The 20,011-nt window shown below is 70.2% G+C and carries 23 protein-coding genes; all 23 read right to left on the bottom strand.

Features of this window, described 5'->3' with window-relative positions; all coding sequences use genetic code 11:
- Window positions 1-22 precede the first annotated feature (22 nt).
- The 23 genes from ACZL02_RS03430 to ACZL02_RS03320 all read right to left on the bottom strand — a co-directional run bounded on the left by ACZL02_RS03430 (window position 23) and on the right by ACZL02_RS03320 (window position 19,914).
- On the bottom strand, window positions 23-697 hold the full coding sequence (locus tag ACZL02_RS03430; RefSeq protein ID WP_472938774.1) for a winged helix-turn-helix domain-containing protein: 675 nt from the start codon (window positions 695-697) through the stop codon (window positions 23-25).
- 127 nt (window positions 698-824) lie between these two features.
- Window positions 825-2,357, bottom strand: a complete 1,533-nt coding sequence (locus tag ACZL02_RS03425) for a Do family serine endopeptidase (RefSeq protein ID WP_472938773.1) — start codon at window positions 2,355-2,357, stop codon at window positions 825-827.
- A gap of 321 nt (window positions 2,358-2,678) precedes the next feature.
- On the bottom strand, window positions 2,679-3,146 hold the full coding sequence (locus tag ACZL02_RS03420; RefSeq protein ID WP_472939099.1) for a cytochrome c-type biogenesis protein: 468 nt from the start codon (window positions 3,144-3,146) through the stop codon (window positions 2,679-2,681).
- Window positions 3,147-3,199: 53 nt separating this feature from the next.
- Complete coding sequence (locus ACZL02_RS03415; protein WP_472938772.1) at window positions 3,200-5,191, bottom strand: heme lyase CcmF/NrfE family subunit; 1,992 nt, start codon at window positions 5,189-5,191, stop codon at window positions 3,200-3,202.
- Window positions 5,188-5,685 carry a cytochrome c maturation protein CcmE gene (gene ccmE, locus ACZL02_RS03410; RefSeq protein WP_472931440.1) on the bottom strand — a complete coding sequence of 166 codons (498 nt, stop codon included), beginning with the start codon at window positions 5,683-5,685 and terminating at the stop codon, window positions 5,188-5,190. Before ccmE ends, ACZL02_RS03415 begins: the two co-directional genes overlap by 4 nt.
- The gene (gene ccmI, locus ACZL02_RS03405) at window positions 5,682-6,908 is read right to left on the bottom strand and encodes a c-type cytochrome biogenesis protein CcmI (RefSeq protein WP_472938771.1); all 1,227 of its coding nucleotides are present in this window, start codon (window positions 6,906-6,908) and stop codon (window positions 5,682-5,684) included. The genes ccmE and ccmI overlap by 4 nt, the downstream gene beginning before the upstream one ends.
- A gap of 212 nt (window positions 6,909-7,120) precedes the next feature.
- Window positions 7,121-7,516, bottom strand: a complete 396-nt coding sequence (locus tag ACZL02_RS03400) for a hypothetical protein (RefSeq protein WP_472938770.1) — start codon at window positions 7,514-7,516, stop codon at window positions 7,121-7,123.
- Window positions 7,517-7,595: 79 nt separating this feature from the next.
- On the bottom strand, window positions 7,596-8,978 hold the full coding sequence (locus tag ACZL02_RS03395) for an ATP-binding protein (RefSeq protein WP_472938769.1): 1,383 nt from the start codon (window positions 8,976-8,978) through the stop codon (window positions 7,596-7,598).
- Window positions 8,959-9,630 (bottom strand): response regulator transcription factor, encoded by a 672-nt coding sequence (locus ACZL02_RS03390; protein WP_472938768.1) that lies wholly within the window; start codon window positions 9,628-9,630, stop codon window positions 8,959-8,961. Before ACZL02_RS03390 ends, ACZL02_RS03395 begins: the two co-directional genes overlap by 20 nt.
- Before the next feature lie 75 nt (window positions 9,631-9,705).
- On the bottom strand, window positions 9,706-10,062 hold the full coding sequence (locus ACZL02_RS03385) for a hypothetical protein (RefSeq protein ID WP_472938767.1): 357 nt from the start codon (window positions 10,060-10,062) through the stop codon (window positions 9,706-9,708).
- 271 nt (window positions 10,063-10,333) lie between these two features.
- Window positions 10,334-10,540, bottom strand: coding sequence for a hypothetical protein (locus ACZL02_RS03380; RefSeq protein WP_472931434.1), 207 nt, complete (start codon window positions 10,538-10,540; stop codon window positions 10,334-10,336).
- A 93-nt stretch (window positions 10,541-10,633) separates the two neighbouring features.
- Window positions 10,634-14,533, bottom strand: a complete 3,900-nt coding sequence (locus tag ACZL02_RS03375; RefSeq protein WP_472938766.1) for a baseplate multidomain protein megatron — start codon at window positions 14,531-14,533, stop codon at window positions 10,634-10,636.
- Window positions 14,534-14,536: 3 nt separating this feature from the next.
- Entirely contained in the window at window positions 14,537-15,091 is a 555-nt protein-coding gene (locus tag ACZL02_RS03370; protein ID WP_472938765.1) for an NlpC/P60 family protein, read from the bottom strand.
- A complete protein-coding gene (locus ACZL02_RS03365) occupies window positions 15,088-15,975 on the bottom strand; it encodes a phage/gene transfer agent baseplate hub protein (RefSeq protein WP_472938764.1) in 888 nt (295 codons plus the stop codon). Before ACZL02_RS03365 ends, ACZL02_RS03370 begins: the two co-directional genes overlap by 4 nt.
- Window positions 15,972-16,598, bottom strand: a complete 627-nt coding sequence (locus ACZL02_RS03360) for a phage distal tail protein, Rcc01695 family (protein ID WP_472938763.1) — start codon at window positions 16,596-16,598, stop codon at window positions 15,972-15,974. The genes ACZL02_RS03365 and ACZL02_RS03360 overlap by 4 nt, the downstream gene beginning before the upstream one ends.
- A gap of 1 nt (window position 16,599) precedes the next feature.
- Window positions 16,600-17,178: a phage tail tape measure protein gene (locus tag ACZL02_RS03355; protein ID WP_472938762.1), complete on the bottom strand. Its 579-nt coding sequence runs from the start codon at window positions 17,176-17,178 to the stop codon at window positions 16,600-16,602.
- 3 nt (window positions 17,179-17,181) lie between these two features.
- Entirely contained in the window at window positions 17,182-17,400 is a 219-nt protein-coding gene (locus ACZL02_RS03350) for a rcc01693 family protein (protein ID WP_472938761.1), read from the bottom strand.
- Window positions 17,397-17,726, bottom strand: coding sequence for a gene transfer agent family protein (locus ACZL02_RS03345; RefSeq protein ID WP_472938760.1), 330 nt, complete (start codon window positions 17,724-17,726; stop codon window positions 17,397-17,399). The genes ACZL02_RS03350 and ACZL02_RS03345 overlap by 4 nt, the downstream gene beginning before the upstream one ends.
- Entirely contained in the window at window positions 17,726-18,139 is a 414-nt protein-coding gene (locus tag ACZL02_RS03340; protein WP_472938759.1) for a phage major tail protein, TP901-1 family, read from the bottom strand. Before ACZL02_RS03340 ends, ACZL02_RS03345 begins: the two co-directional genes overlap by 1 nt.
- A gap of 152 nt (window positions 18,140-18,291) precedes the next feature.
- A complete protein-coding gene (locus tag ACZL02_RS03335; RefSeq protein WP_472938758.1) occupies window positions 18,292-18,702 on the bottom strand; it encodes a DUF3168 domain-containing protein in 411 nt (136 codons plus the stop codon).
- Between the two features lie 80 nt (window positions 18,703-18,782).
- Complete coding sequence (locus ACZL02_RS03330) at window positions 18,783-19,025, bottom strand: hypothetical protein (protein ID WP_472938757.1); 243 nt, start codon at window positions 19,023-19,025, stop codon at window positions 18,783-18,785.
- A complete protein-coding gene (locus ACZL02_RS03325; RefSeq protein WP_472938756.1) occupies window positions 19,022-19,354 on the bottom strand; it encodes a phage head closure protein in 333 nt (110 codons plus the stop codon). The genes ACZL02_RS03330 and ACZL02_RS03325 overlap by 4 nt, the downstream gene beginning before the upstream one ends.
- Window positions 19,354-19,914, bottom strand: coding sequence for a head-tail connector protein (locus ACZL02_RS03320; RefSeq protein ID WP_472938755.1), 561 nt, complete (start codon window positions 19,912-19,914; stop codon window positions 19,354-19,356). The genes ACZL02_RS03325 and ACZL02_RS03320 overlap by 1 nt, the downstream gene beginning before the upstream one ends.
- Between the last annotated feature and the right edge of the window lie 97 nt (window positions 19,915-20,011).

Raw genomic sequence — 20,011 nt, 5'->3', positions numbered from 1 at the left:
AGGGCATGGGCGATGCGCACGGCTACTCGGCGCGCATGATGTAGCCGGCGCCGCGCACGGTGTGCAGCAAGGCAGAGCCGAACTCGCGCTCGATCTTGGAGCGCAGCCGCGAGACGTGGACGTCGATGACGTTGGTCTGTGGGTCGAAATGGTAGTCCCAGACGTTCTCCAGCAGCATGGTGCGGGTCACCACCTGGCCGGCATTCTTCATCATGTATTCGAGCAGGCGGAACTCGCGCGGCTGCAGCACGATCGGTTTGCCGCCGCGCTTGACCTCGTGCGACAGCCGGTCGAGCTCGAGATCGCCGACTTTGTACGCGGTCTCGACGTCGCGCCCGCCCCGGCGCCGGCCCAGCACCTCGACGCGGGCGAGCAGCTCGGCGATCGCATAGGGCTTGGCGAGATAGTCGTCGCCGCCGGCCCTGAGGCCCGTCACGCGGTCGTCGACCTGGCCCAGCGCCGAGAGGATCAACGCCGGCGTGCCGTTGCCCTTCTCGCGCAGGCCGGAGATCACCGACAGCCCGTCGCGCTCGGGCAGCATTCGGTCGACCACCATGACGTCGTAGTCGCGGGTGTCGGCCATGTGGAAGCCGGACGCGCCGTCGGCCGCATGGTCCGGCACGTGCCCGGCTTCCTTCAGCGCCTTGACGAGATAGGCCGCCGCCTCGCGATCGTCTTCGATGATCAGAATTCGCATGCACTCGGATGTAGCGGATTCAGCGGACAACGCCATGGCGCTGCGCTCCTTTCATCATGCCCCATGAAAAAGGGCGGCGGAACAAGCCGCCGCCCCTACTCAAACGACTGGGCTTTCGCCCGGCCTGTTAGCCCTTGGCGATCGGCAAGGCGACGAAGCGGTTCTGCTCGCCATTGCGCAGCTGGAACAGCGCCGCCTTGCGGCCGCCCTTGTCGGCTTCCTTCAGCGCGGACTGAACCTGCGCCTGCGAGGTCACCGCCTTGCCGTTGACCGAGACGATCACGTCGCCGGCCTGCACGCCCTTGTCTGCCGCCGAGGAGGACGGATCGACCTCGGTGACCACGACGCCGCTGCCGTCTTCCGAGGGCGTCAGCGTCAGGCCGTAGCCCGACAGCGCCGACGGATCGACCGGTGCGCCCTCGCTGGAGCCTGCCGCCGACGAAGCCTCGTCGAGGCTGGCGATGTTGCCGAGCTTCACCGCGATCGTCTTCGCCGCATTGTCGCGCCACACCGTGACGTCGATCGAGGTGTTCGGCGCGAACTCGGCGACCTTGCGCGCCAGCTCCTTCGGGCCCTTGACCGTCTCACCGTTCACCGCGGTGATGACGTCGCCGGTCTTGATGCCCGCTTCCGACGCCGGGGTCGAATTGTCCGGCAGCGTCACGATGGCGCCGTCCTCGTTGGCAAGACCGACCGCGTCCGAGATGTCGCCGGTGACCGAGGCGATCTGCACGCCGAGCCAGCCGCGCTGGACCGAACCCTTGTCGCGCAGCGACTGGACGACGCCCTTGGCGGTCGAGGCGGGAATTGCGAACGCGATGCCGACATTGCCGCCCGACGGCGAGAAGATCGCGGTGTTGACGCCGATCACCTTGCCCGAGAGGTCGAAGGCCGGGCCGCCGGAATTGCCGCGGTTCACCGCCGCGTCGATCTGCAGGAAGTCGTCGTAGGGACCCGCGCCGATGTCGCGGCCACGCGCCGAGATGATGCCGGCCGTCACCGAGCCGCCGAGGCCGAACGGGTTGCCGACCGCCACGACCCACTCGCCGACGCGTGCCTTGGCGTCGTCGCCGAACTCGACATAGGTGAACTTGACGTTCTTGGCGTCGACCTTCAGCACCGCGAGATCGGTCCGCTTGTCGGTGCCGATCAGCTTGGCGTCGTATTCCTTGCCGTCGTTCATCACCACGGTGAAGTTCTCGCCGCCCTCGACGACGTGGTTGTTGGTCACGAGGAAGCCGTCATCGCTGACGAAGAAGCCCGAACCCTGCGCGGTCGCCTGGCGGTTCTCGCGGCGCGGCTGGCTGTTCTTCGGCATGCCGGGCTTGCCCTGCTCGCCGCGCTGGCCGAACTCGAAGAAGCGGCGCATCGGGTGATCTTCGGGGAGGTTCTCGAAGGGATTGGCCTGGTCGCTGTCGCTGTCGTTCATCGCGACCGTCGCCTTCTCCTTGACGCGGACAGACACGACGGCGGGGGTCACCTTCTCGACGACGTCGGCAAAGCCGAAATTCGTCATCGGAGCGTCGATGGTCACCGGCGCCGCGTAGCTCGGCACCATGTTGACCATCACGCCGCCGGCGAAGGCGGAGCCGGCGACGCCCGCGGCGAGGGCAGCGGCGAGGAGGCGATTGCGCTTGGACTTCTGGATCACGTCTGGCATCGAAATCATCCTTTTCCCTAAGGTCCCCGAAAACGACGATGCCCAACCGGCGCTTCGTCTTTTTCGTGAGTTCTCTCGCGGCGGCATCCTCGATGTCTCCCGCTTCGCAGATAGAAATAGGGGAGTTCAGATTACGGGACCCCTTCGGATGCGTGAAAGCTTGGTAATGTTGCGGAACATCGCCAGGGCTGCCGGACGTGGCCAGCCGGGCCGCCCCCTGCCCCGATGGCCGAAGCGCGACAACCGCACCGTCCGCCTGGCCCGCCAGTTAACACCGGGTGCAATTGCCGAAACCCAGCAGCTGCCGAGAACGCAGAAAGCCTAAAGGCCGCGCTCCGCGAGCGCCCGCTCGACCGCATTCTCCTCGTCTGCGGTCAGCCCGGCGCTCGCGCCTTCGCGCTGGCGTCGCCGCGAGGCGAATAGGGCAAAACCGGCGCCCGCCAGGATCAGCGCGACCGGCGTCGACCAGAGCAGCACCGTCGCCATCGACAGCCGCGGCTTGAGGAGCACGAACTCGCCATAGCGCGCGACGATATAGCTGATCACGCCCTCGTCGCTGTCGCCGGCGACCAGGCGCTCGCGCACGAGGATTCGCAGATCCTTGGCGAGGGCGGCATCGCTCTCGTCGATCGACTGGTTCTGGCAGACGAGGCACCGCAGCCCCTCGGAGAGTTTTCGCGCCCGGATTTCCAGCCCGGCATCCGGCAGCACCTCGTCCGGCTGAACGGCGAAGGCCATGCCGGAGACGAAGAGGCCGTCGGATGGCACCGGGGGGATCGCCGGCAGCATGACCGGTGCCATCAGGAGCCCAGCCGCGACCATGGCGATTTCCGCCAGCCGCTTCATGCCGGCACTTCCTGGCCGCGTTTCGGCCGGGCCTTCGCCCGTGCCGGCGCGCCGACCCGCAGGCGCCGGTCCGCGAGCGAGACCGTGCCGCCGAACGCCATCATCACGGCGCCGAGCCAGATCAGCGTGATCAGCGGCTTGTACCAGATGCGCACCACGGTCTTGCCGCCGTTCGAAATGGTATCCCCGAGCGAGACGTAGGTCTGGCTGAACCAGTGGGTGTGGATGCCGGCTTCCGTCGTCGGCATCTGCCGCGCGGGGTAGAAGCGCTTGGCGCTCTCCAGCGTCTTCTGCGCCACCCCGCCTTGGCTGAGTACGAAGGTGCCGACTTCCTCGGTGTAGTTCGGCCCCTGGCGCGGCGTGATGCCGTCGAAGCGCACCTGGTAGCCGCCGGCATCGCGTACCTCGCCTGCCTGCATGGTGGTGATCGTCTCGGTCTGGAACGCCGAGGTGGTGACGATGCCGAGCACCGTGATGCCGAGGCCGCAATGGGCGAGCGCCGTCCCGAAGGCGGAGCGCGGCAGCCCGGCAAAGCGCCGCAGCGCAACGCCCGCCTTCGCCTTCGGCAGGCCCGAGCGAAGCGCGAGGTCGACGCCGGCACCGGCGATCAGCCAGACCGCGAGGCCGAAGCCGAAAGCGGCGACAATGCGCGTCCCTTGCGTCACCGCCAGCGTGACGATGACCGCGGCGAGCGAGACGCCGACGGCGAAGTACAGCCGCTGCGCCGCCGCCAGGAGGTCGCCGCGCTTCCACGCCATCAGAGGCCCGAAAGGCACCGCCAGCAGCAGCGGGATCATCAGCGGCCCGAAGGTCAGGTCGAAGAACGGCGCGCCGACGGAGATCTTCTCGCCGGTCAGCACCTCCAGTGCCAGCGGGTAGAGAGTGCCGATGAGGACGGTCGCGCAGGCCGTTGTCAGGAACAGGTTGTTGAACACCAGCGCGCCCTCGCGCGAGATCGGCGCGAACAGCCCGCCCGATTCCAGCGACTGCGCCCGGAAGGCGAACAGCGCCAGCGATCCGCCGATGAAGATCGTCAGGATGGCGAGGATGAAGACGCCGCGCGACGGATCGGTGGCGAAGGCGTGCACCGAGGTCAGGACGCCCGAGCGGACGAGGAACGTGCCGAGCAGCGACAGCGAGAAGGTCAGGATCGCCAGCAGCACCGTCCAGATCTTCAGCGCCGCCCGCTTCTCCATCACCAGCGCCGAATGCAGCAGCGCGGTACCGGAGAGCCAAGGCATGAACGACGCGTTCTCGACCGGATCCCAGAACCACCAGCCGCCCCAGCCGAGCTCGTAATAGGCCCAGTAGGAGCCCATCGCGATGCCGAGCGTCAGGAAGATCCATGCCGTCAGCGTCCACGGCCGCACCCAGCGCGCCCATGCCGCGTCGATCCGCCCGTCGATGAGGGCGGCGACCGCGAAGGAGAAGGCGACGGAGAAGCCGACATAGCCGAGATAGAGCATCGGCGGATGCACCGCGAGGCCGATGTCCTGCAGCACCGGGTTGAGGTCCTGTCCCTCGAAAGGCGCCGGCGACAGGCGCTGGAACGGGTTCGACGTCGTCAGGATGAACAGGAGGAAGGCCGCGGTGATCCAGGCCTGCACCGCCAGCACGTTGGCCTTGAGGCTGCCCGGAATGTCCCGGCCGAACAGCGCGACGAGGCTGCTGAACAGGCTGAGGATCAGCACCCAGAGCAGCATCGACCCCTCGTGATTGCCCCAGACGCCGGTGAAGCGGTAGAGCATCGGGATCGCCGAATGCGAGTTCTCGAAGACGTTCTTGACGGAGAAATCCGAGGTGACGTGCGCCGCCGTCAGCGCGCCGAAGGAGAGACCGATCAGCGCGAAGCAGGCGATGGCGGTGACCTCGCCGGTCTCCATCAGCCTGTTGTCTCCAGTCCTCGCGCCGATCAGCGGCAGGATCGACTGGACGATGGCGGTGGCGAGCGCCAGCACCAGGGCGTAGTGGCCGATCTCGACGATCATGTTCCAGCTCCCGTCGGCGCGGCCGCCGCGCCCATCGCCTTCGACGGCATCGGCTTGCCCTTGCCGTCTTCCCAGAGGCCACGCTTCTTCAGGTCGTCGACGACTTCCTTCGGCATGTAGGTCTCGTCGTGCTTGGCCAGCACGGTGTCGGCGACGAAAACCCGGTCGGGCCCGAGCACGCCCTCGGTCACCACGCCTTGCCCCTCGCGGAAGAGGTCCGGCAGCAGGCCGTGATACTCGACCGCCACGCTCTCGACGCTGTCGGTCACGCGGAAACGGACGAGTTCGCCGGCCTCGCGGTCGACCGAGCCTTGCTCCACCAGCCCGCCGAGCCGGATACGCTGGGTCGAGCCCACCTGATGCGCCATGATGTCGGTCGGCGAGTTGAAGTAGGCGACGCTGCTCGACATCGCCGAAAGAACCAGCGCCACCGCGCCGCCGATGACGACGAGGATGGCACCGATGGAGCCCAGCCGCTTCTGCTTGCGCGTCATTTCACCCCCCCGGCGGGCGCCACGCCCAGCTGTGCCGCCACCCCGTCGATCGCCGTCCGCTCGGGCGTACCTTGTGCAAACGCAGCGCTCGCCTCGGCATAGGCACCGCGAACCCGGTCGCCATCGCCGAGCACGCTATAGGATTGCATCAGCCGCTTCCAACCCTCGACATCGTTCGGGGCGGTTTTCAGGCGCTCGGCCAGTTGCGACACCATTCCCTCGATCATCGCCTTGCGGTCGTCCTCGCTCATGCCGGACGCCGCCGCGATGTCGCTGCCGCTCGGCCCGCGCGGCGCCGTGCTTGCAATCTCAGGGGCCGCGGCGACTTCGGGAGCCCCAGCAGCCCCTTGAACATTCTCTGCGGGTGCGCCGTTGGCCGCGGCGATTTTCTGCTGCGCGTCGGCCAGCGCCATTTCCGCAAGCTGCAGCCAGGGGGAACCCGGAGGGCTCGCCGCGATCAGCTTCTGCCAGGCGGGGCCGGCTTCCTGGAAGCGGTTTTCCTGCGACAAGTCGAGCGCCAGGAAGAATTTTGCCGGCAGGTAGTCGGCGTTCAGCGCCAGCGCCCGCTCGAAGCTCGCCTTGGCGAGATCCGTCACCTCGCCCGACGCCACCTGGGTCAACGCCTCGCCCAGCCCGGCCTCGCGCTCGGGGCTGTCGCCGAGGATCCGGATGGCGTTCTGGATCGCCGTCACCGCCTCGTCGGCGCGGCCGCTCCGCAGGTAGATCGGGCCTAGCAGATCCCAGCCGGCGCCGTCATTGGGGTTGCTGCGCAGCCGTGCCTCGGCCTGCGCCACGAGGGTCGGCAGATCAGCCCGCGCCGGATCGACCGCGAGGCGCGCCTGCAGCGGCAGGTCCGGCATCTCCGGCGAGCCGGTTTCGAAGTAGAAAGCCACCGCCGCAACGGGCATCGCGGCGCCGACGAGCCCGGCCGCCATCCAGCGCCTGATCTTGCCAGGCGTCCGCTTCGTTGCGCCGGCCGGCGTCTCGGCCTCGGCCGTCGCCTTCAGCAGCCGCCGGCCGATCTCGGCGCGGGCGATTCCCGCCTCGTCGGCCGAGATCGTGCCGCGCGCCAGATCCGCCTTCAGTTCGCCCATCTGCGCGGAATAGACCTCGACGTCGTACTCGGCCCGCAGCGGCGTCGGGACGTCGCGCTTGCGCAGGATCGGCCAGACGGCGGCGAGCGTCACGACGACGGTCAGGAGGACGACGATGATCCAGAACAAAACGATGCGATTCCTCCCGCGGGCCGTGCGCCCGTGGCTTTCCGCCCGGCCCAAGGCCGTTCGACGCCACTCTTCAGGGCGTTGACATAGCAAGCCCTGCGCGGCCCTGCCACCGTCAGGAGAAGATGCCGCAACGGGGAGGCAGCCCTACACCGTCACTTTATGGCGATCACCGGTTATGCCGGCCGCCTGCTGACGAGAAACACTGCGGTTCAGACCACAGGCCGCCACAAGCCGTCTTCGCCCCGGCAGGCAGTGCCCACCGTCTTGGTCGACGCGCCCTTGGCGACCAGCGTGTGGGCATAGCCGCGGCAATCCTTCTCGCCGATGCGGTAGAGCTGCGTCGGGACGACGGAGCCCTGGTAGCGGTCCTCGGTCCAGTCGACGGGCGTTCCGGCCGGGGCGAACTGCAGGGCCTGGAACTCGGCCTCCAGCGCCTTGGCCCGGACATCGCCCGGCAGGCGCACACGCGTCTGGCCGACCAGGCCGTCGCCGAGCGCCACGACGCCCTCCGACGCCGGGGCGAGACGGCTGGTGCCGCCGGTCAGGCAGCCGCCAAGCGTAGCGGCAAGGGCGGCGATCAGAAGCGGGCGCAGAACGTTCGACATGGTATTTTCCCAGTGTGACCACCCGTCACCGGCTTCGGCAAACCGCGCCGGGCATCCGTGGTTCCCGCGCATTCCCTATCTATGGACTCTCGCTGCCGAGAGCCAGCGGCAGAACCACCTCGGCCTTCAAGCCGCCAAGGGTGGAGCGCTGGAGCAACAGCGCGCCGCGGTATTCCCGCGCGGTGTCCGAGACGATCGACAGGCCGAGGCCGCTTCCGGGCTTCTTCTCGTCCAGCCGCCGCCCGCGCTTGACCGCCTCCACCATCTCGGCCTCGGTCAGGCCCGGCCCGTCATCCTCGATCACCGTCCGGAAACGGCCGTCGCCGGCGGTCTCGGCCGACACGCGAATCGTGTCTGTCGCCCATTTAGCGGCGTTCTCGAGAAGATTGCCGACGATCTCCTCGTAGTCCTGGCGCTCGCCGGCGAAAACCGGCGCACCGGCGAGATGCGGCCCGTCGAGATGAAGCTCCGGGTTCAGCTTGGCCATCACCCGCACCAGCCGCTCCAGCGCCGGCCGGACCGGCGAGCGGAACACTACGCCCTCGCTCTGGGCGGCGACCTGCGCCCGGTCGAGATGGTGCTGCACCTGCTGGCGCATGCGCTCGGTCTGTTCGCCGACCAGCCGGCCCTTCTCGCCGCCGATCGCCGCCACCTCGTTGGTCAGCACCGCGATCGGCGTCTTCAGCGAATGCGCGAGGTTGCCGACCTGGGTGCGCGCGCGCTCGACGATGCGGCGGTTGTTGTCGATCAGCCCGTTCATCTCGAAGGCGAGCGAGCGCAGCTCCGCCGGGAAAGGCCCTTGCAGCCGCTCCGCCCGCCCTGCCCGCACCTCTCCGAGCGCCCGCCGCACTTTGGCGAGCGGCCTGAGGCCGAACAGGATGGCGCCGCCGTTGATCAGGATCGAGCCGAGGCCGAAGCCGCCGAGATAGAAGCCGAGCCGCCAGTCGAACTGCGCGATGTCGGCGTTGAGAAGGCTCGCATTGCCCATTACCCGGAAGCGGGCGATGTGGTTCTCCTGGTCGAGCACGATCTCGGTCTCCACCACCTTCAGCGTCTCGCCGTCGAGCCCCACCGCCTCGTAGTCGCGGCGATAGTAGAGGTCGAACGGCTTCTCCTTGGGGTCGGGCGCGGCGATGTCGGCCGGCCCGATCGACACCGAGGCGAGCCGTCCCTTGGTGTTCGGGCTCGCCGGCAGCACCTCCCAGTACCAGCCCGACAGCGGCTGCGAATAGCGGAGGTCGCCAAGATCCGGCGATCCCGCGAGCTGTCCCTCAGGCGTGACGGTGACGGCGTTGACGATGTTGTAGAGCTGCGCCGTCAAGAGTTCCTCGAAGCCCCGCGACGCCGTCTGGCTGTAGAGCGCCGAGATCAGCCCGCCGATCACGGTAAACGCGGCGATCGCCCAGAAACTGGAGAACGCGATGACGCGGACGGTGAGCGAATCAAACGCCCGGAGCTTCATCCCGCATCCTGTAGCCGAGGCCGCGCACGGTCTCGATGAGGTCGATGCCGATCTTGCGGCGGAGGCGCCCGACGAAGACCTCGATCGTGTTGGAATCGCGGTCGAAGTCCTGGTCGTAGAGGTGCTCGATCAGCTCGGTGCGCGAGACGATCTCGCCGTGATGGTGCATGAGATAGGCGAGCAGCCTGTACTCGTGCGAGGTGAGCTTCAGCGGCGTGCCGTCGACGGTCGCCTTCGAGGCTTTGGTGTCGAGCCGCAGCGGCCCGCAGTTGATCTCCGACGAGGCATGTCCGGCCGCCCGGCGGATCAGTGCCCTCAGCCGCGCCAGCACTTCCTCGATGTGGAAAGGCTTCGTCACGTAATCGTCGGCCCCGGCGTCGATGCCGGCGACCTTGTCGCTCCAGCGGTCGCGCGCGGTCAGGATCAGCACCGGCATGGTCCGCCCGTCCCGGCGCCAGCGCTCGAGCACGCTGATCCCGTCCATCGACGGCAGGCCGACGTCGAGGATCACCGCGTCGTATGGCTCGCTGTCGCCGAGGAAATGCCCCTCCTCGCCATCGAAGGCGCGATCGACGACATAGCCGGCGCCGATCAGCGCCTCGTGCAGCTGGCGGTTGAGGTTGGGATCGTCCTCGACGATGAGAATGCGCATGGGTATCCGTTCAGTCTCGTCCGCGACGCCCGTCCGCGGAAACGCCCCGGCGTTCCCGTTTCCGGCGAGCCCGCACTATTGCGGAAGGGTGATCGTCTGCTTGCGCGGCCGGCCCCCGTCGGAGCCCGGCACCAGCACGGTCACCACGCACACCGTCCGGCCGTTCTGCTGCCGGCTCGACACCGACAGCACCTGCCCGCCGCTGTCAGCCGCCGCCTGCGCCGCCGCGCCCGAACAATCCGCCGCCGCCATCAGCACCGGGATCTCGATCGGCTGAAGGCTGCCAGGAAGGTCGCTCGCCCTTTCGAAGGCCTCCGCCGTCCGCACGGGTACCCCGTCACGCCCGAGGTTTGCCATCGCCGGAAAACAGATTCCCAGCCCAGCCAGAAGGCTGGCGAGGCGAAGAGCGCGGGAGGAAAGGCGGATGATCATGATGGGTCCGGAGTGTGAGCAGGATCAACCTATCGCAGCGGCACTGAATGTCGAATGAACAGGCCTGGCGCGTCCGATACGACGTTCTCGCAAAGCCATCCGGCCCGGATCCGATGCCGTCAGACCAGCTCGACCAATCGCCCCGCCATGCGCTCCGACTTGCCGCGGTCCAGCATCGCGTTTGCCATTCCACAGCAAGCATGCAGCTCTGACCGTCCACAACCGGAATAAAGGGCCGCGGACAACCATCCCCGCGCCCCTCCTTCTAACCTCAGCGGATCGTTTTCACCGCGTCCAGCCGGCCGAGGATCGCCACCACGGCGCCGACAGCCGCCGCCGCATTGGCGAGGCCCAGCGCCAGCGCGTCGCTGGTGGCGGCGTCGATGTCGATGCCGGCAATGCCCGCCAGCGCCGCGCCGAGGGCGACGAGGCCGCCCCAGATGGTCCTCGACTGGTACCAGTGTTTTTCGTCCGTCATCTCTCGTCCTTCCCTGTTGATGATGTCGTCGATGTCCGGTGGGCGCGCGTGGCTGAGAAAGGCTAGTTCCGAAGGCCCCTGCGCCGTGCCGTCTCAGGACGGACGCGCCACCGTCGCGTGCCGCGCGGTGCCAGCGCCTGAGGACAGCGACAGCTGCGCCACCCCCACATCGAGCGCCGCCGGCGCCGTGCCGAAGGCGGCGACCTGCTCGGCCAGGCTGACCGTCGCCGCCGGCCCCGGCGTCTCCAGCACCAGCCGCGTCCCCGCCGCATCGACGAGGTCGACCCGGTAGCGCTCGATCTCCTCGCCGAGCGGCACGTCGAGCCCGTCCCAGCCGTCGCCGCCGAGGCGCGTGCGCCGGATCCAGCCGAGCGCCAGCGCGCCACCCTCGAGGAACCGGCCGGACAGCTGCACCGGCGACAGCGGCCGCACCGCGCGCAGGCCGAGCGTGACGGTCCGCACGAGCACCGCGGGGTCGTCGAGCGGCCGGCCGGCCGGCGACAGGCGCCAGTCGAGCGCCCGCCCGATCTCGTCCGCCCGCAGCCCCGGCGACACGGGGCCCCCGTCGAGCAGCACGAAGGCAGCGCCCAGCACCGCGCCTGCCGCCATCGCATCCTCGGTTCCGCCCTGCGCCCGCAACAGGCCCGTCAGGCGAAACCGCATCGGCGCCACCTCCTCGGCGGTCTCGAACTGCAGCACCTCCCATTCGCCGTTGGCGCACAGCACCGCCGACAGATTGCCGCCTGACAGCAGCGCGTCCCGGCCGATCGAGGCGAGCGCACCGCGGGAGAGGTCGACGGTGAGGCTGTTCGCCGCGTCGATCCGCCCCTCCGGCCCCGGCGGCAGCGCGGCCGTCAGCGTGCCGAGCGTCGCGGCGGCGCTGATCACCAGCCGCCGGGCAAAACCGCCGCCTCCCGCCGCCTCGACCACCACCGGCAGGAAGGGCGCGGCGAAGACGGCAAGCCGGGGCGCGGCTTCCGGCAGGCTGTCCGTCCCCATCGGCAGGTCGAGGAAATGCGCCAGCGGCCGCGACGCCGTCGTCGGCCCCGTCGGCACCGGCGCCGGCGGCGCAGCTGCCGTCCGCTCGGCCGCCCGCTCGCCGGCCTCCGGCAGCCGCCGGGCCTCGACGCGCCGCGTCGCGCCGCTCTCGATCCGGGTAATCAGCCAGCGCCCCGGCACGTCCGACAGCTGCAGCACATCGCCGGCCTCGGCAGCGATCTCGGCCGGCGACAGCGAGAACCGCGCCGTCTCCCGCGACCCCGCGAGGTCCGCGAGGAGATCGGCGGCAAAGCGCCGCGCCTGGCTCTCCTCCAGCGTCACCGGCAGCTCGATCGTCTCCTGCCGCGGGCTGTCGGCCAGCGCCAGCAAGGCCTCGGCGGCCGCCGGCTGGTAGCTGCGGCCGGGATCGGAGAAGCCGACCACCACCTCGTCCGGGATCTCGCTCGCCTCGCGGCGGCGGAACTCGACCAGCGGCCCGTCCTCCTCCTCGGCGTAGACCGAGATCGGCCGCCCCGCCGGCAGGTTGGCGAGCGAGCGGAACACCAGCCGCGTGCCGTCGGCATGGCAGACGACGCCGGTCAGCCGCAGCAGATCCTCCAGCTGCGCCCGCGCCGTGCCGGGACCGCCGACGACATAGCCGCCGACCAGCGCGTCGACGCCGGCAACGTCGACATCGGTGAAGCCGTGGTCGGCGAGCAGCCGTCGGATCAGGTCGCCGACCGGCGCCGTGCCGAGCCGGCCGTTCAGCCAGTGGCCGAGCCGCCAGTTGTCGCCGTCGCGCCAGACGTCGGTGCGGCCGGGGAACGCCGGATAGGGCCGCGCATCCCAGGTCCAGAGATGGATCGCCGACGGCTCCACCATGCGCCCGCCATAGACCGGCGATAGCGGGTTGGCGGCCCCGTCGAAGCCCGGCACGGCCGGGTCCCACCAGCCAAGATGCGCGTCGAGGAACCGGCGCTGGATCAGATCGTCCCGCGCTCCCGTCGAGAAATAGGGGATGAAGCTCTCCGAGGATTTCGGGTCGACGAAGACGTTCGGCTGGTTCGCGCCCTTGTCGACGGCGGGACAGCCGAGTTCGGTCAGCCAGATCGGCTTGGACCGCGGCATCCAGGCGGTCTGTCCGCCCACCTCCACCCCGCCGCGCCGCTCGACATGCGGCTCGGCCCACCAGCGGGCGATGTCCTTGGCGCGGTAGACCCAGGGCTTGGCCGCCGCGCCGTCGGTGATCGCCGTGCGGGTCCGTGCCGCCCGGTCGGCGTCACTGCGATAGTACCAGTCGGCATGCTCGCCGCCGGTGATCCCCCGCCGCAGCGCATCGAGGTCGTAGGCCGAGCGCGCGCCGTCCGGGCCGCCCCCGCCGGCATCCTCGGCCCGCCAGTCGGCGAGCGGCAGATAGTTGTCGATGCCGACGAAGGCGATCGCCGGATGCGCCCAGAGCGGGTCGAGATTGTAGAACACGTCGCCCGAGCCGTCCGCCGGCTGGTAGCCGAAATACTCGCTCCAGTCGGCGGCATAGCCGAGCTTTGCCTCCGGCAGCACCGTCTTCACGTCGGCGGCGAGCGCCATCAGCGCGGCGACGAAGGGGAAGCCCCCGGCGCCGTCGCGCACCCGCGTCAGCCCGCGCATTTCCGAGCCGATGACGAAGGCGTCGACGCCGCCGGCGAGCTTGGCGAGGAACGCCTGGTGCAGCACCATGCGCCGGTGCGACCACTCCGGCGGCCCGCTGTAGGAAACCCGCCCGCCGGCGAGACTGAAATGCGCCGGCAGCGCGGTCCCGGCGAAGCGGGCGATGTCGGCGGCCGCCGCGGCACTGCCGTCCACCGAGCCCGGCCGCCCGACCGCGACGTCGAGGCTGATGCGCCCGCGCCAGGGATAATCCGCCTGTCGCGCGGCGCCGTAGGGGTCCGGCAGCCCGTTGCCCGCCGGCACGTCCATCAGCAGGAACGGGTAGTAGGTCACCGCCAGCCCCCGCGCGGCCAGCGCCCGGATCGCGTCGACGACGCCGGCATCGTTCGGCGTCCCGCCATAGGCCGGCCCGCCGCCGCTCCAGCTGACCAGCGGCGCGTCGGCGCGCCCGACGCCGTTCACTTGCCACGCCCGCGTCTCTTCGCGCTGCGCCACCTCGACCGCCGGCCGGATCCGGCAGTGCCCGGCGCGCAGGTCGTCGCCGAACCAGGTCACCGCCAGCGCCACGCGCTGCAGCTTCGGGCAGAGGCCCTCAAGATCGTCGAGCGCCGCCTCGAGATCCGTCGCGGCGGTCGTCGCATGCCGGTTCAGCACCACGTCCTCGCCGCCGCGCAGGGTCTCTCGCACCGGCGCCGGGTCCAGCCCGTGCTCGGTCGCGCCGGGGATAAGTGTCACCGCGCGCACCCGCTCCTCCAGCGTGCCGACCGGCCGGATCACCTCGCAGGCGATCTGCGGCAGGCGGTTGCCGAAAGGCTCCAGCGCCAGCCGCTCGAACACGGCATAGGCGAGGCCGCGATAGGCCGGCGCGTTGCCCATGCCTTGCTTCGCCTCGATCAGCGGATCCGGCATCTGGTCCTCGCCGCCGCGGTAGACCCGCAGCGTAACGCCGGTGAGGTCCAGCTCCTCGCCATCCGCCCAGACCCGCCTGATGCCGGCGATCGGCCCCTCGGAGAGCCCGACCGCGAAGTTGCCGGCATAGCTGTAGGTCGTCGTCTCGCTGGTCTGCCCGCCGCCCTTGCCGCCTTGCCGCTCGGTCTGGCTGGTCTCCTCGAAGCGCGTCGCCCAGATCACCTGGCCCGCGATCCGCGCCGTGCCGTAGAGCCGCGGCACGCCCGCCCCCTCGTCGGCTTCCATGATGCGGCTGGCGCCGAGCCTTGCGCCTTCGCTCCGCCGCGTCGTGCCGAACAGCGCGCTGTCGAGTGCGTATCCGCCGAGCCCGCCGACCGCCCGGCCGAGAACCGCGCCGAAAGGCCCGCCGATCAGCCCGCCGACGGCGCCGCCCACAGCCTGCAGAAGGATCGTCGCCATGGCCTACTCCGGAAATCTGAAAGCGGCCGCGATCCTGCGGACCCAGGCCATCGGCATCGGCGATGACACCACCGCCGTGCCCTCGTAGGCGTGGAGGAGACGCGAGCCGCCGCCGGGCCGTCCCTGCCCCACACCGCCGACATCCCGGGCTTCCCCAGCATCGCCGATGTCGAGGACACCGCAGTGCTTGGCCGTCATCCCGGTCCGCCAGCGGAACAGCACGACATCCCCCGGCAGCGCGTCGCCGACCGCGATCGGCCGCAGATGCCGCCCCGCCGCCTCGATCAGCGGCTCGCCGGGCGAGCGCTCGGCCCAGTCGGGCGTATACGGCCCCGGATCCTCCGGCTCTTCCCCGTAGAGCTCGCGCCAGATTCCCCTGATCAGGCCGAGGCAGTCGCAGCCGATGCCCTTGCGGCTGCCCTGATGCCGATAGGGCGTCCCGATGAAGCCGCGCGCCGCCGCCAGCACCCGCTCCCGCACCGCGTCGCCGTGGTCGCTCCCGCCGCCCCGCACCGCAGCGGTTTCCGGCAGAACGCCATCCGCCTCCCCGCCGCTCATGGCACCACCGGTCCGCCATCGTGCCGGCCGTCCGAGCGGGCGTAGTTCATCGCCGCGTCATTGCCCGGCAGGTGCGGAAAACCGCGAAAATTCAGCGCATTGCTGAAGCGCGCCTTGCAGGTGGCGAAACTCTTGTCGCAGCCGGCAAACAGCCGCAGCGGATCACCGGCGACGATGCCCGCCGACGTCCCGCCCACCAGCGACAGCCGCACCCTCCCGTCCAGCCCCCGCTGCGCCGCCGAGACCTCCGCCTTCAGCCCCGCCGCCGCCCCGCCGAGCCAGAGGAGATGCCCTTGCCCGAAACGCTCAAGATCGCCGTCGATGCCGGGCACGACCAGCGCCCCGCCGGACAGGGCGAAGAGCACCGTGTCGACCGACCGGCCCGCGGCCGACAGGTCGACCCGGCAGCGCGTATCGCCCAGCACCGCGTCGCAGCGGCGCCGGTAGAGCCGGCCGCGCTGGCGGTCGAGCCGGCTGGCGATGCCGCGCAGCTCGGCCGTGAACGCCTGCCCGCCGCGCTTCACCTCGCCCAGCATCCACGCATCGATCCGCAGCATTTGCTCCGGCGCCTGCCAGTTGACGAGGAACACCTCGACCCCCGCCCCGTCATAGCGCCCGTCCAGAATGTCCGCCTCGCGGATCGCCAGCGAGGACAGCGCCCCCTCCACCTCCTGCGTTCCGGCCGACAGGCCGAGCGCGGTCTCCGCCTCGCTCGCCGTCAAACCCGTGGCCGCCTGAAAATCCGTTCCATCGAAGCGGATCGTCTCGTCGTGGTCGGTGAAGCCGAGCACCACCCCGTCCGTCCGGGTCAGCCGCCAGCACTGCGCCGTGGTCGTCGCTTGTCCCGTCAGATGCGCCTTCAGCGCCTCGGGCACGTCTCTCATGGCCGGATCTCCACCAGGGGAATCGTCGGGATGTCGCCGGCCTCGAAGGCCGCAAGGTTCACCACCAGCTGGTCGAGGTCGAAGCGCACCGGCACGTCGAAGGCGAACCCCGCCGTCACCACGGTCCCCGCCGCCGGCGCCGTCGCCAGCTGGACGATCCCGGTCGCGGCATCGACCGTGAAGGCCGCCGTCACCGCCCCGTTCACCGCCACCACGACGCTCCCCGCCACCGGCTTCGTGACCGGCCGGACATAGGCGTCGGCCCCCGTGCCGTAGCGCTTGCAGAGCGCGAAGCTGCTGACCGTCCCGTCGCCCGTCCCGATCGCCTGGTCGAACGCCGTCGGCGCGTGGCCGTAGGTGGCGGACCCATGGTCCAGCGGATCGCGGAACCGGAAGCCGACGAGCTTGCCCCGCCGCGCCTCGAAGAAGCCGAGCACGGCCGAAAGGTCGGCAAGGCTCCTGACGCCCGATCCCGCGTCGTAGCGGCGAAAGGCGTGCCGGTGCCGCTGGTTGCGCGTCTCGAAGCCCGTCGACAGCCGGACGACGTCGGTCCGCCGCTCCGGCCCGCCCGACGTGCCGAAGGCGATGCGCAGGGGAAAGCGTTCTTCGCTGAAGGATTCCATCTCAAAGCCCCCGCCGTCCGCGCTGCGTCGCCCGTGCGAGCATCGCCTGGATCTGCGCCTCGGAGCGGCGGAAGCTCGCCGCATCGCTTGCCGTCACGTTGAAGACGATCGTCGGCGCCGCCTTCGCACCTCCCCCGCCCGCGGCGACGCCGAGCGAGCCGTCGGCGCCGCGCTTCAGCGGCAGGATCGCCTCGGCCCCCGCCTCGCCCATCAGCCCGATCTGCCCGCCGCTCGGAAAATAGCTGGGGGACGCGACGACGCCTCCCTTGGCGAACGGCGTCACCGTGGCGCCCGCCCCGCCGCCGCCGAACAAGCTGCCGAGCCCGCCGAAGATCTGCCCGGCGACGCCGCCGAGCGCGTTCTCCAGCGGCTTCAGCGCCGCGCCGAGCGCGATCGAGGAGAGCCGCGTCGCCAGCTGCTGCAGCACCCCGTCCAGCGACTTGCCGCCGGTCGTTGCCCCGCGCAGCGCCGAGGTCAGCGCCGCCCCGAAGGCGTTCGCCTTGCCCGACAGGTCCCCCAGCGCCTTGTCGAACGCGGTGGTGTCCGCCTCGACCGCCACCGTCAGCGTCTCGTCGGCCATGGCTCACCTCGCCTCATCGGGAAATTGTTGCATCAGCGACGCCAGCCCGGCCCGCCCGATCGGCACGGGTCGCGCCGGCAGGAAGGGCGCGATCGCCCAGGCGAACTCGCGCGGCGTCATCCGCCAGAAGTCGGAGGGCGCCAGCCGCAGCACGCCGAGCCCGACCGCGATCACCGCGTCCCAGGGAAACGCCCCGCCATCCTCATCCGGCGCTATTTTCATGGAAGCGCCGGCGCGCCGCCGTCGCCGAAGGCCGCGCCGAGAAGATCGGCCACCACCCTCGCGGCACCGGCCGTGCCGCCCTCGATCCGCATCGCCGCCACCTCCGCCGCGCTCGCGCTCTCGCCGCCGCCGCGCAGGCCCGCCGCGATGATCAGGATCAGGTCTCGCGCCGCGAGCCGGCCAGAGCCGAAGCGCTGCACCAGCGCCGCGACATCCTCCACCGCGAACGCATCCTCGAGTTCGGCCAGCGCCCCGAGCGTCAGGCAGAGCACGCGCTCGCGCCCGTCGATCAGGGCGCCCACCTCGCCGCGCCGCCGGTTCGCCATCACAGCGCCACGAAGGCGAGCGCGCCCGCCGATTCCAGCGTCACCTCGAAGCTGACCTCGCCATTGTGCTCGCCGGCATATTCGAGTGCGGTCAGCTGGAACGGCCCGGTGATCCGGCCGAAATCCGGGATCACCGCCTGGAAGGCCGCGATCCGCGCCTCGAAGAAGATCTGCCGCACCGCCGCGTCGGACGCCGCGTCCTTGAAGATCCCGGCCCCCGACAGTGCCGCGCGCTGCACACCGGCGCCGCCGAGCAGTTCGCGCCATCGCCCGGCGCTCTCGGCATCGGTCACGTCCACCGTCTCGGTGTTGAAAGCGATCCGCCGTGTCCGCAGCCCCGCCACCGTCTCGAACGTGCCGCTGCCCGCCGCGTCGAGCCTCAGCAAAAGATCCTTGCCCCTCTGCGCCGCCATCTCAGCTTCTCCCAAAGAAAAAGGCGGCCCCGGGGGACCGCCTGTTGTCAGTGCTAATGTCTATTGTCGGAGCTAATGTCTGTCGTCGATGCTGTTGTCTGTCGTCTGTGCTGGAATTTCGGCCGCGGCCGATCGGCCTAGTCGGTTTCTGCTTACGCCACCGGCTCGGTCACCGCCCGGAACCGCAGGATCCCGTGATAGGTCGTCGACTCCGGCTCCTGCCGCGCCTCGGCGAACTGCAGCTGCAGGTTCACCAGCGTGTGGCCGGAAACCGGCAGGTGCGCATCGTGCAGCCTGTTGGTGACCTGGTTCATGATCTCGTAGGTCTCGGCCTTGCCGCCGCCCTTGCCCCAGACATGCAGCGTCAGCAGGTGTTCGGCGCCGTCCTCCGTGCCGGTCGACCAGTCGACCACGGTCGTGCGGCCGAAGGTCAGGTACGGAAACCGCGCCTTTTCCGGAATATGATCGAAGACTTTTGGCCCGCCGAGCAGCGCGGTCAGCGCCGGATCACCGGTCAGGGTCTGGAAAATGGTCGTCTGCAACTCGGCGCTCGCCTGCATCATGGTCAGAAACCTCCGGCATCACCCATCGTGTTGCATCAAAATATGCTGTGAGGCCTCTCGAAAGTCGATGCGCCCGAGCGTTAATTTTCGTCAATCTTTCCGGAGGCAGTCTCGGCCGCCGCTTCAGCCCCGCCGCGGGCGACAGGGTGCAGCAGCGCCGGCAGCATCGAGGTTCCCGGCAACCGGCCGATCCCCCCGCCGCCGCCCATGCCAGCACCGCCCCCACCGTCGATGCCGGCGCCGACGGATGCCCGCGCCGCGGCCCGCCGCATCGCCGCCCGCAGCCGTGGCTCGGGCAGCCGCACCCGCACGACGACCCTCACGTTTCCTCCCGGCAGCGACAGACGAGATAGCGCCCGCTCTCGTCGGGATCGCGGACATCCTCGACCACCAGCTGCCGCGGCCCGATCGCAAACGCCATCCCCCGCTCCACGTCGCCCCGCGCCCGGCAGGTCACCCGGTGCGTCACCGCGACATCGTTCTGTCCGAAGCGCTGCTGGCGATCGGCAGAGATCGGCTCGACATGCACCGAGACCTCCGCCACCTCGTGCCAGGCGGCCACCGCGCCACCGCTGTCGTCCGGCACGAGCTCTGCCGCCTGCAACACGGCGCGCCGGCGCAGGAGGCCGGGATCGATGAAGCTCAGCGCCATCAGAGCCGCACCTGCCGGAACGGCTGCAGCAGTGCGCGGGCCGAGGGCGGCACCAGCCCCGGCTGCATCGCCACCGGCACAGCCGCCCGCAGCTCGTAGGAGACCGCGACGATCCGCCGGATCGCCAGCTGCAGGTTCTCCGGCACCTCGCCCGGCGCGAAACCGGCCTCGATCTCGATCTCCACCCCGTTCGCGGCGGCCGCCACGACGCGGCGCGACACCCGCACCGCCTCGACGCCCAGCGCCCGCTCGATCACCGCCTCCTCCGGCCCGAAAGCCGTGGCAACGCCCGAAGCGTCATAGGCGACGATCGCCGACACCTCGTGCAGCGGATGCCGCTCCACCTCGATCCAGCCGTCGCGCGGCACGGGATCGACGGCGAGCCGGAACGGCCGCCGCACCAGCACCAGCCGCGTCTCCGCCTCGATGGTCTCGCGCGCGGCCTTCGCCAGGGCGGCGATCAGCCCGTCCTCGTCGTCCCGCTCGATGCGGCAGAAGGTCTTCAGATCGGCGATGCTCACCGGCTCCGCCAGCACGCCCCCGAGGTCGATCAACGTCATCACCTGCATCCTTCCTGAAATTCGAATGGTGTCGAAATGCGAAAGGCCGGACGTTTCCGCCCGGCCTTTCCTGTCGTCTGTTCCTGTCGTCTGTTCC

The sequence above is a fragment of the Mesocryomonas fontinalis genome (assembly GCF_055730125.2).
Note: the sequence above shows the minus strand (reverse complement) of the source record. Positions and strands in the feature narration are given on the sequence as shown.

Coding starts and splice junctions, on each gene's coding strand:
- ACZL02_RS03345 (WP_472938760.1), bottom strand. CDS start 17,726: ATGGCGAACCGGCGGCGCGGCGAGGTGGGCGCCCTGATCGACGGGCGC.
- ACZL02_RS03375 (WP_472938766.1), bottom strand. CDS start 14,533: ATGGCGACGATCCTTCTGCAGGCTGTGGGCGGCGCCGTCGGCGGGCTG.
- ACZL02_RS03385 (WP_472938767.1), bottom strand. CDS start 10,062: ATGATCATCCGCCTTTCCTCCCGCGCTCTTCGCCTCGCCAGCCTTCTG.
- ACZL02_RS03325 (WP_472938756.1), bottom strand. CDS start 19,354: ATGGCGCTGAGCTTCATCGATCCCGGCCTCCTGCGCCGGCGCGCCGTG.
- ACZL02_RS03430 (WP_472938774.1), bottom strand. CDS start 697: ATGCGAATTCTGATCATCGAAGACGATCGCGAGGCGGCGGCCTATCTC.
- ACZL02_RS03340 (WP_472938759.1), bottom strand. CDS start 18,139: ATGGCGGCGCAGAGGGGCAAGGATCTTTTGCTGAGGCTCGACGCGGCG.
- ACZL02_RS03370 (WP_472938765.1), bottom strand. CDS start 15,091: ATGAGCGGCGGGGAGGCGGATGGCGTTCTGCCGGAAACCGCTGCGGTG.
- ACZL02_RS03400 (WP_472938770.1), bottom strand. CDS start 7,516: ATGTCGAACGTTCTGCGCCCGCTTCTGATCGCCGCCCTTGCCGCTACG.
- ACZL02_RS03365 (WP_472938764.1), bottom strand. CDS start 15,975: ATGAGAGACGTGCCCGAGGCGCTGAAGGCGCATCTGACGGGACAAGCG.
- ACZL02_RS03395 (WP_472938769.1), bottom strand. CDS start 8,978: ATGAAGCTCCGGGCGTTTGATTCGCTCACCGTCCGCGTCATCGCGTTC.
- ACZL02_RS03335 (WP_472938758.1), bottom strand. CDS start 18,702: ATGATGCAGGCGAGCGCCGAGTTGCAGACGACCATTTTCCAGACCCTG.
- ACZL02_RS03320 (WP_472938755.1), bottom strand. CDS start 19,914: ATGACGTTGATCGACCTCGGGGGCGTGCTGGCGGAGCCGGTGAGCATC.
- ccmE (WP_472931440.1), bottom strand. CDS start 5,685: ATGACGCGCAAGCAGAAGCGGCTGGGCTCCATCGGTGCCATCCTCGTC.
- ACZL02_RS03360 (WP_472938763.1), bottom strand. CDS start 16,598: ATGGAATCCTTCAGCGAAGAACGCTTTCCCCTGCGCATCGCCTTCGGC.
- ACZL02_RS03390 (WP_472938768.1), bottom strand. CDS start 9,630: ATGCGCATTCTCATCGTCGAGGACGATCCCAACCTCAACCGCCAGCTG.
- ACZL02_RS03380 (WP_472931434.1), bottom strand. CDS start 10,540: ATGACGGACGAAAAACACTGGTACCAGTCGAGGACCATCTGGGGCGGC.
- ACZL02_RS03350 (WP_472938761.1), bottom strand. CDS start 17,400: ATGAAAATAGCGCCGGATGAGGATGGCGGGGCGTTTCCCTGGGACGCG.
- ACZL02_RS03415 (WP_472938772.1), bottom strand. CDS start 5,191: ATGATCGTCGAGATCGGCCACTACGCCCTGGTGCTGGCGCTCGCCACC.
- ACZL02_RS03420 (WP_472939099.1), bottom strand. CDS start 3,146: ATGCTGCCGGCGATCCCCCCGGTGCCATCCGACGGCCTCTTCGTCTCC.
- ACZL02_RS03355 (WP_472938762.1), bottom strand. CDS start 17,178: ATGGCCGACGAGACGCTGACGGTGGCGGTCGAGGCGGACACCACCGCG.
- ACZL02_RS03425 (WP_472938773.1), bottom strand. CDS start 2,357: ATGCCAGACGTGATCCAGAAGTCCAAGCGCAATCGCCTCCTCGCCGCT.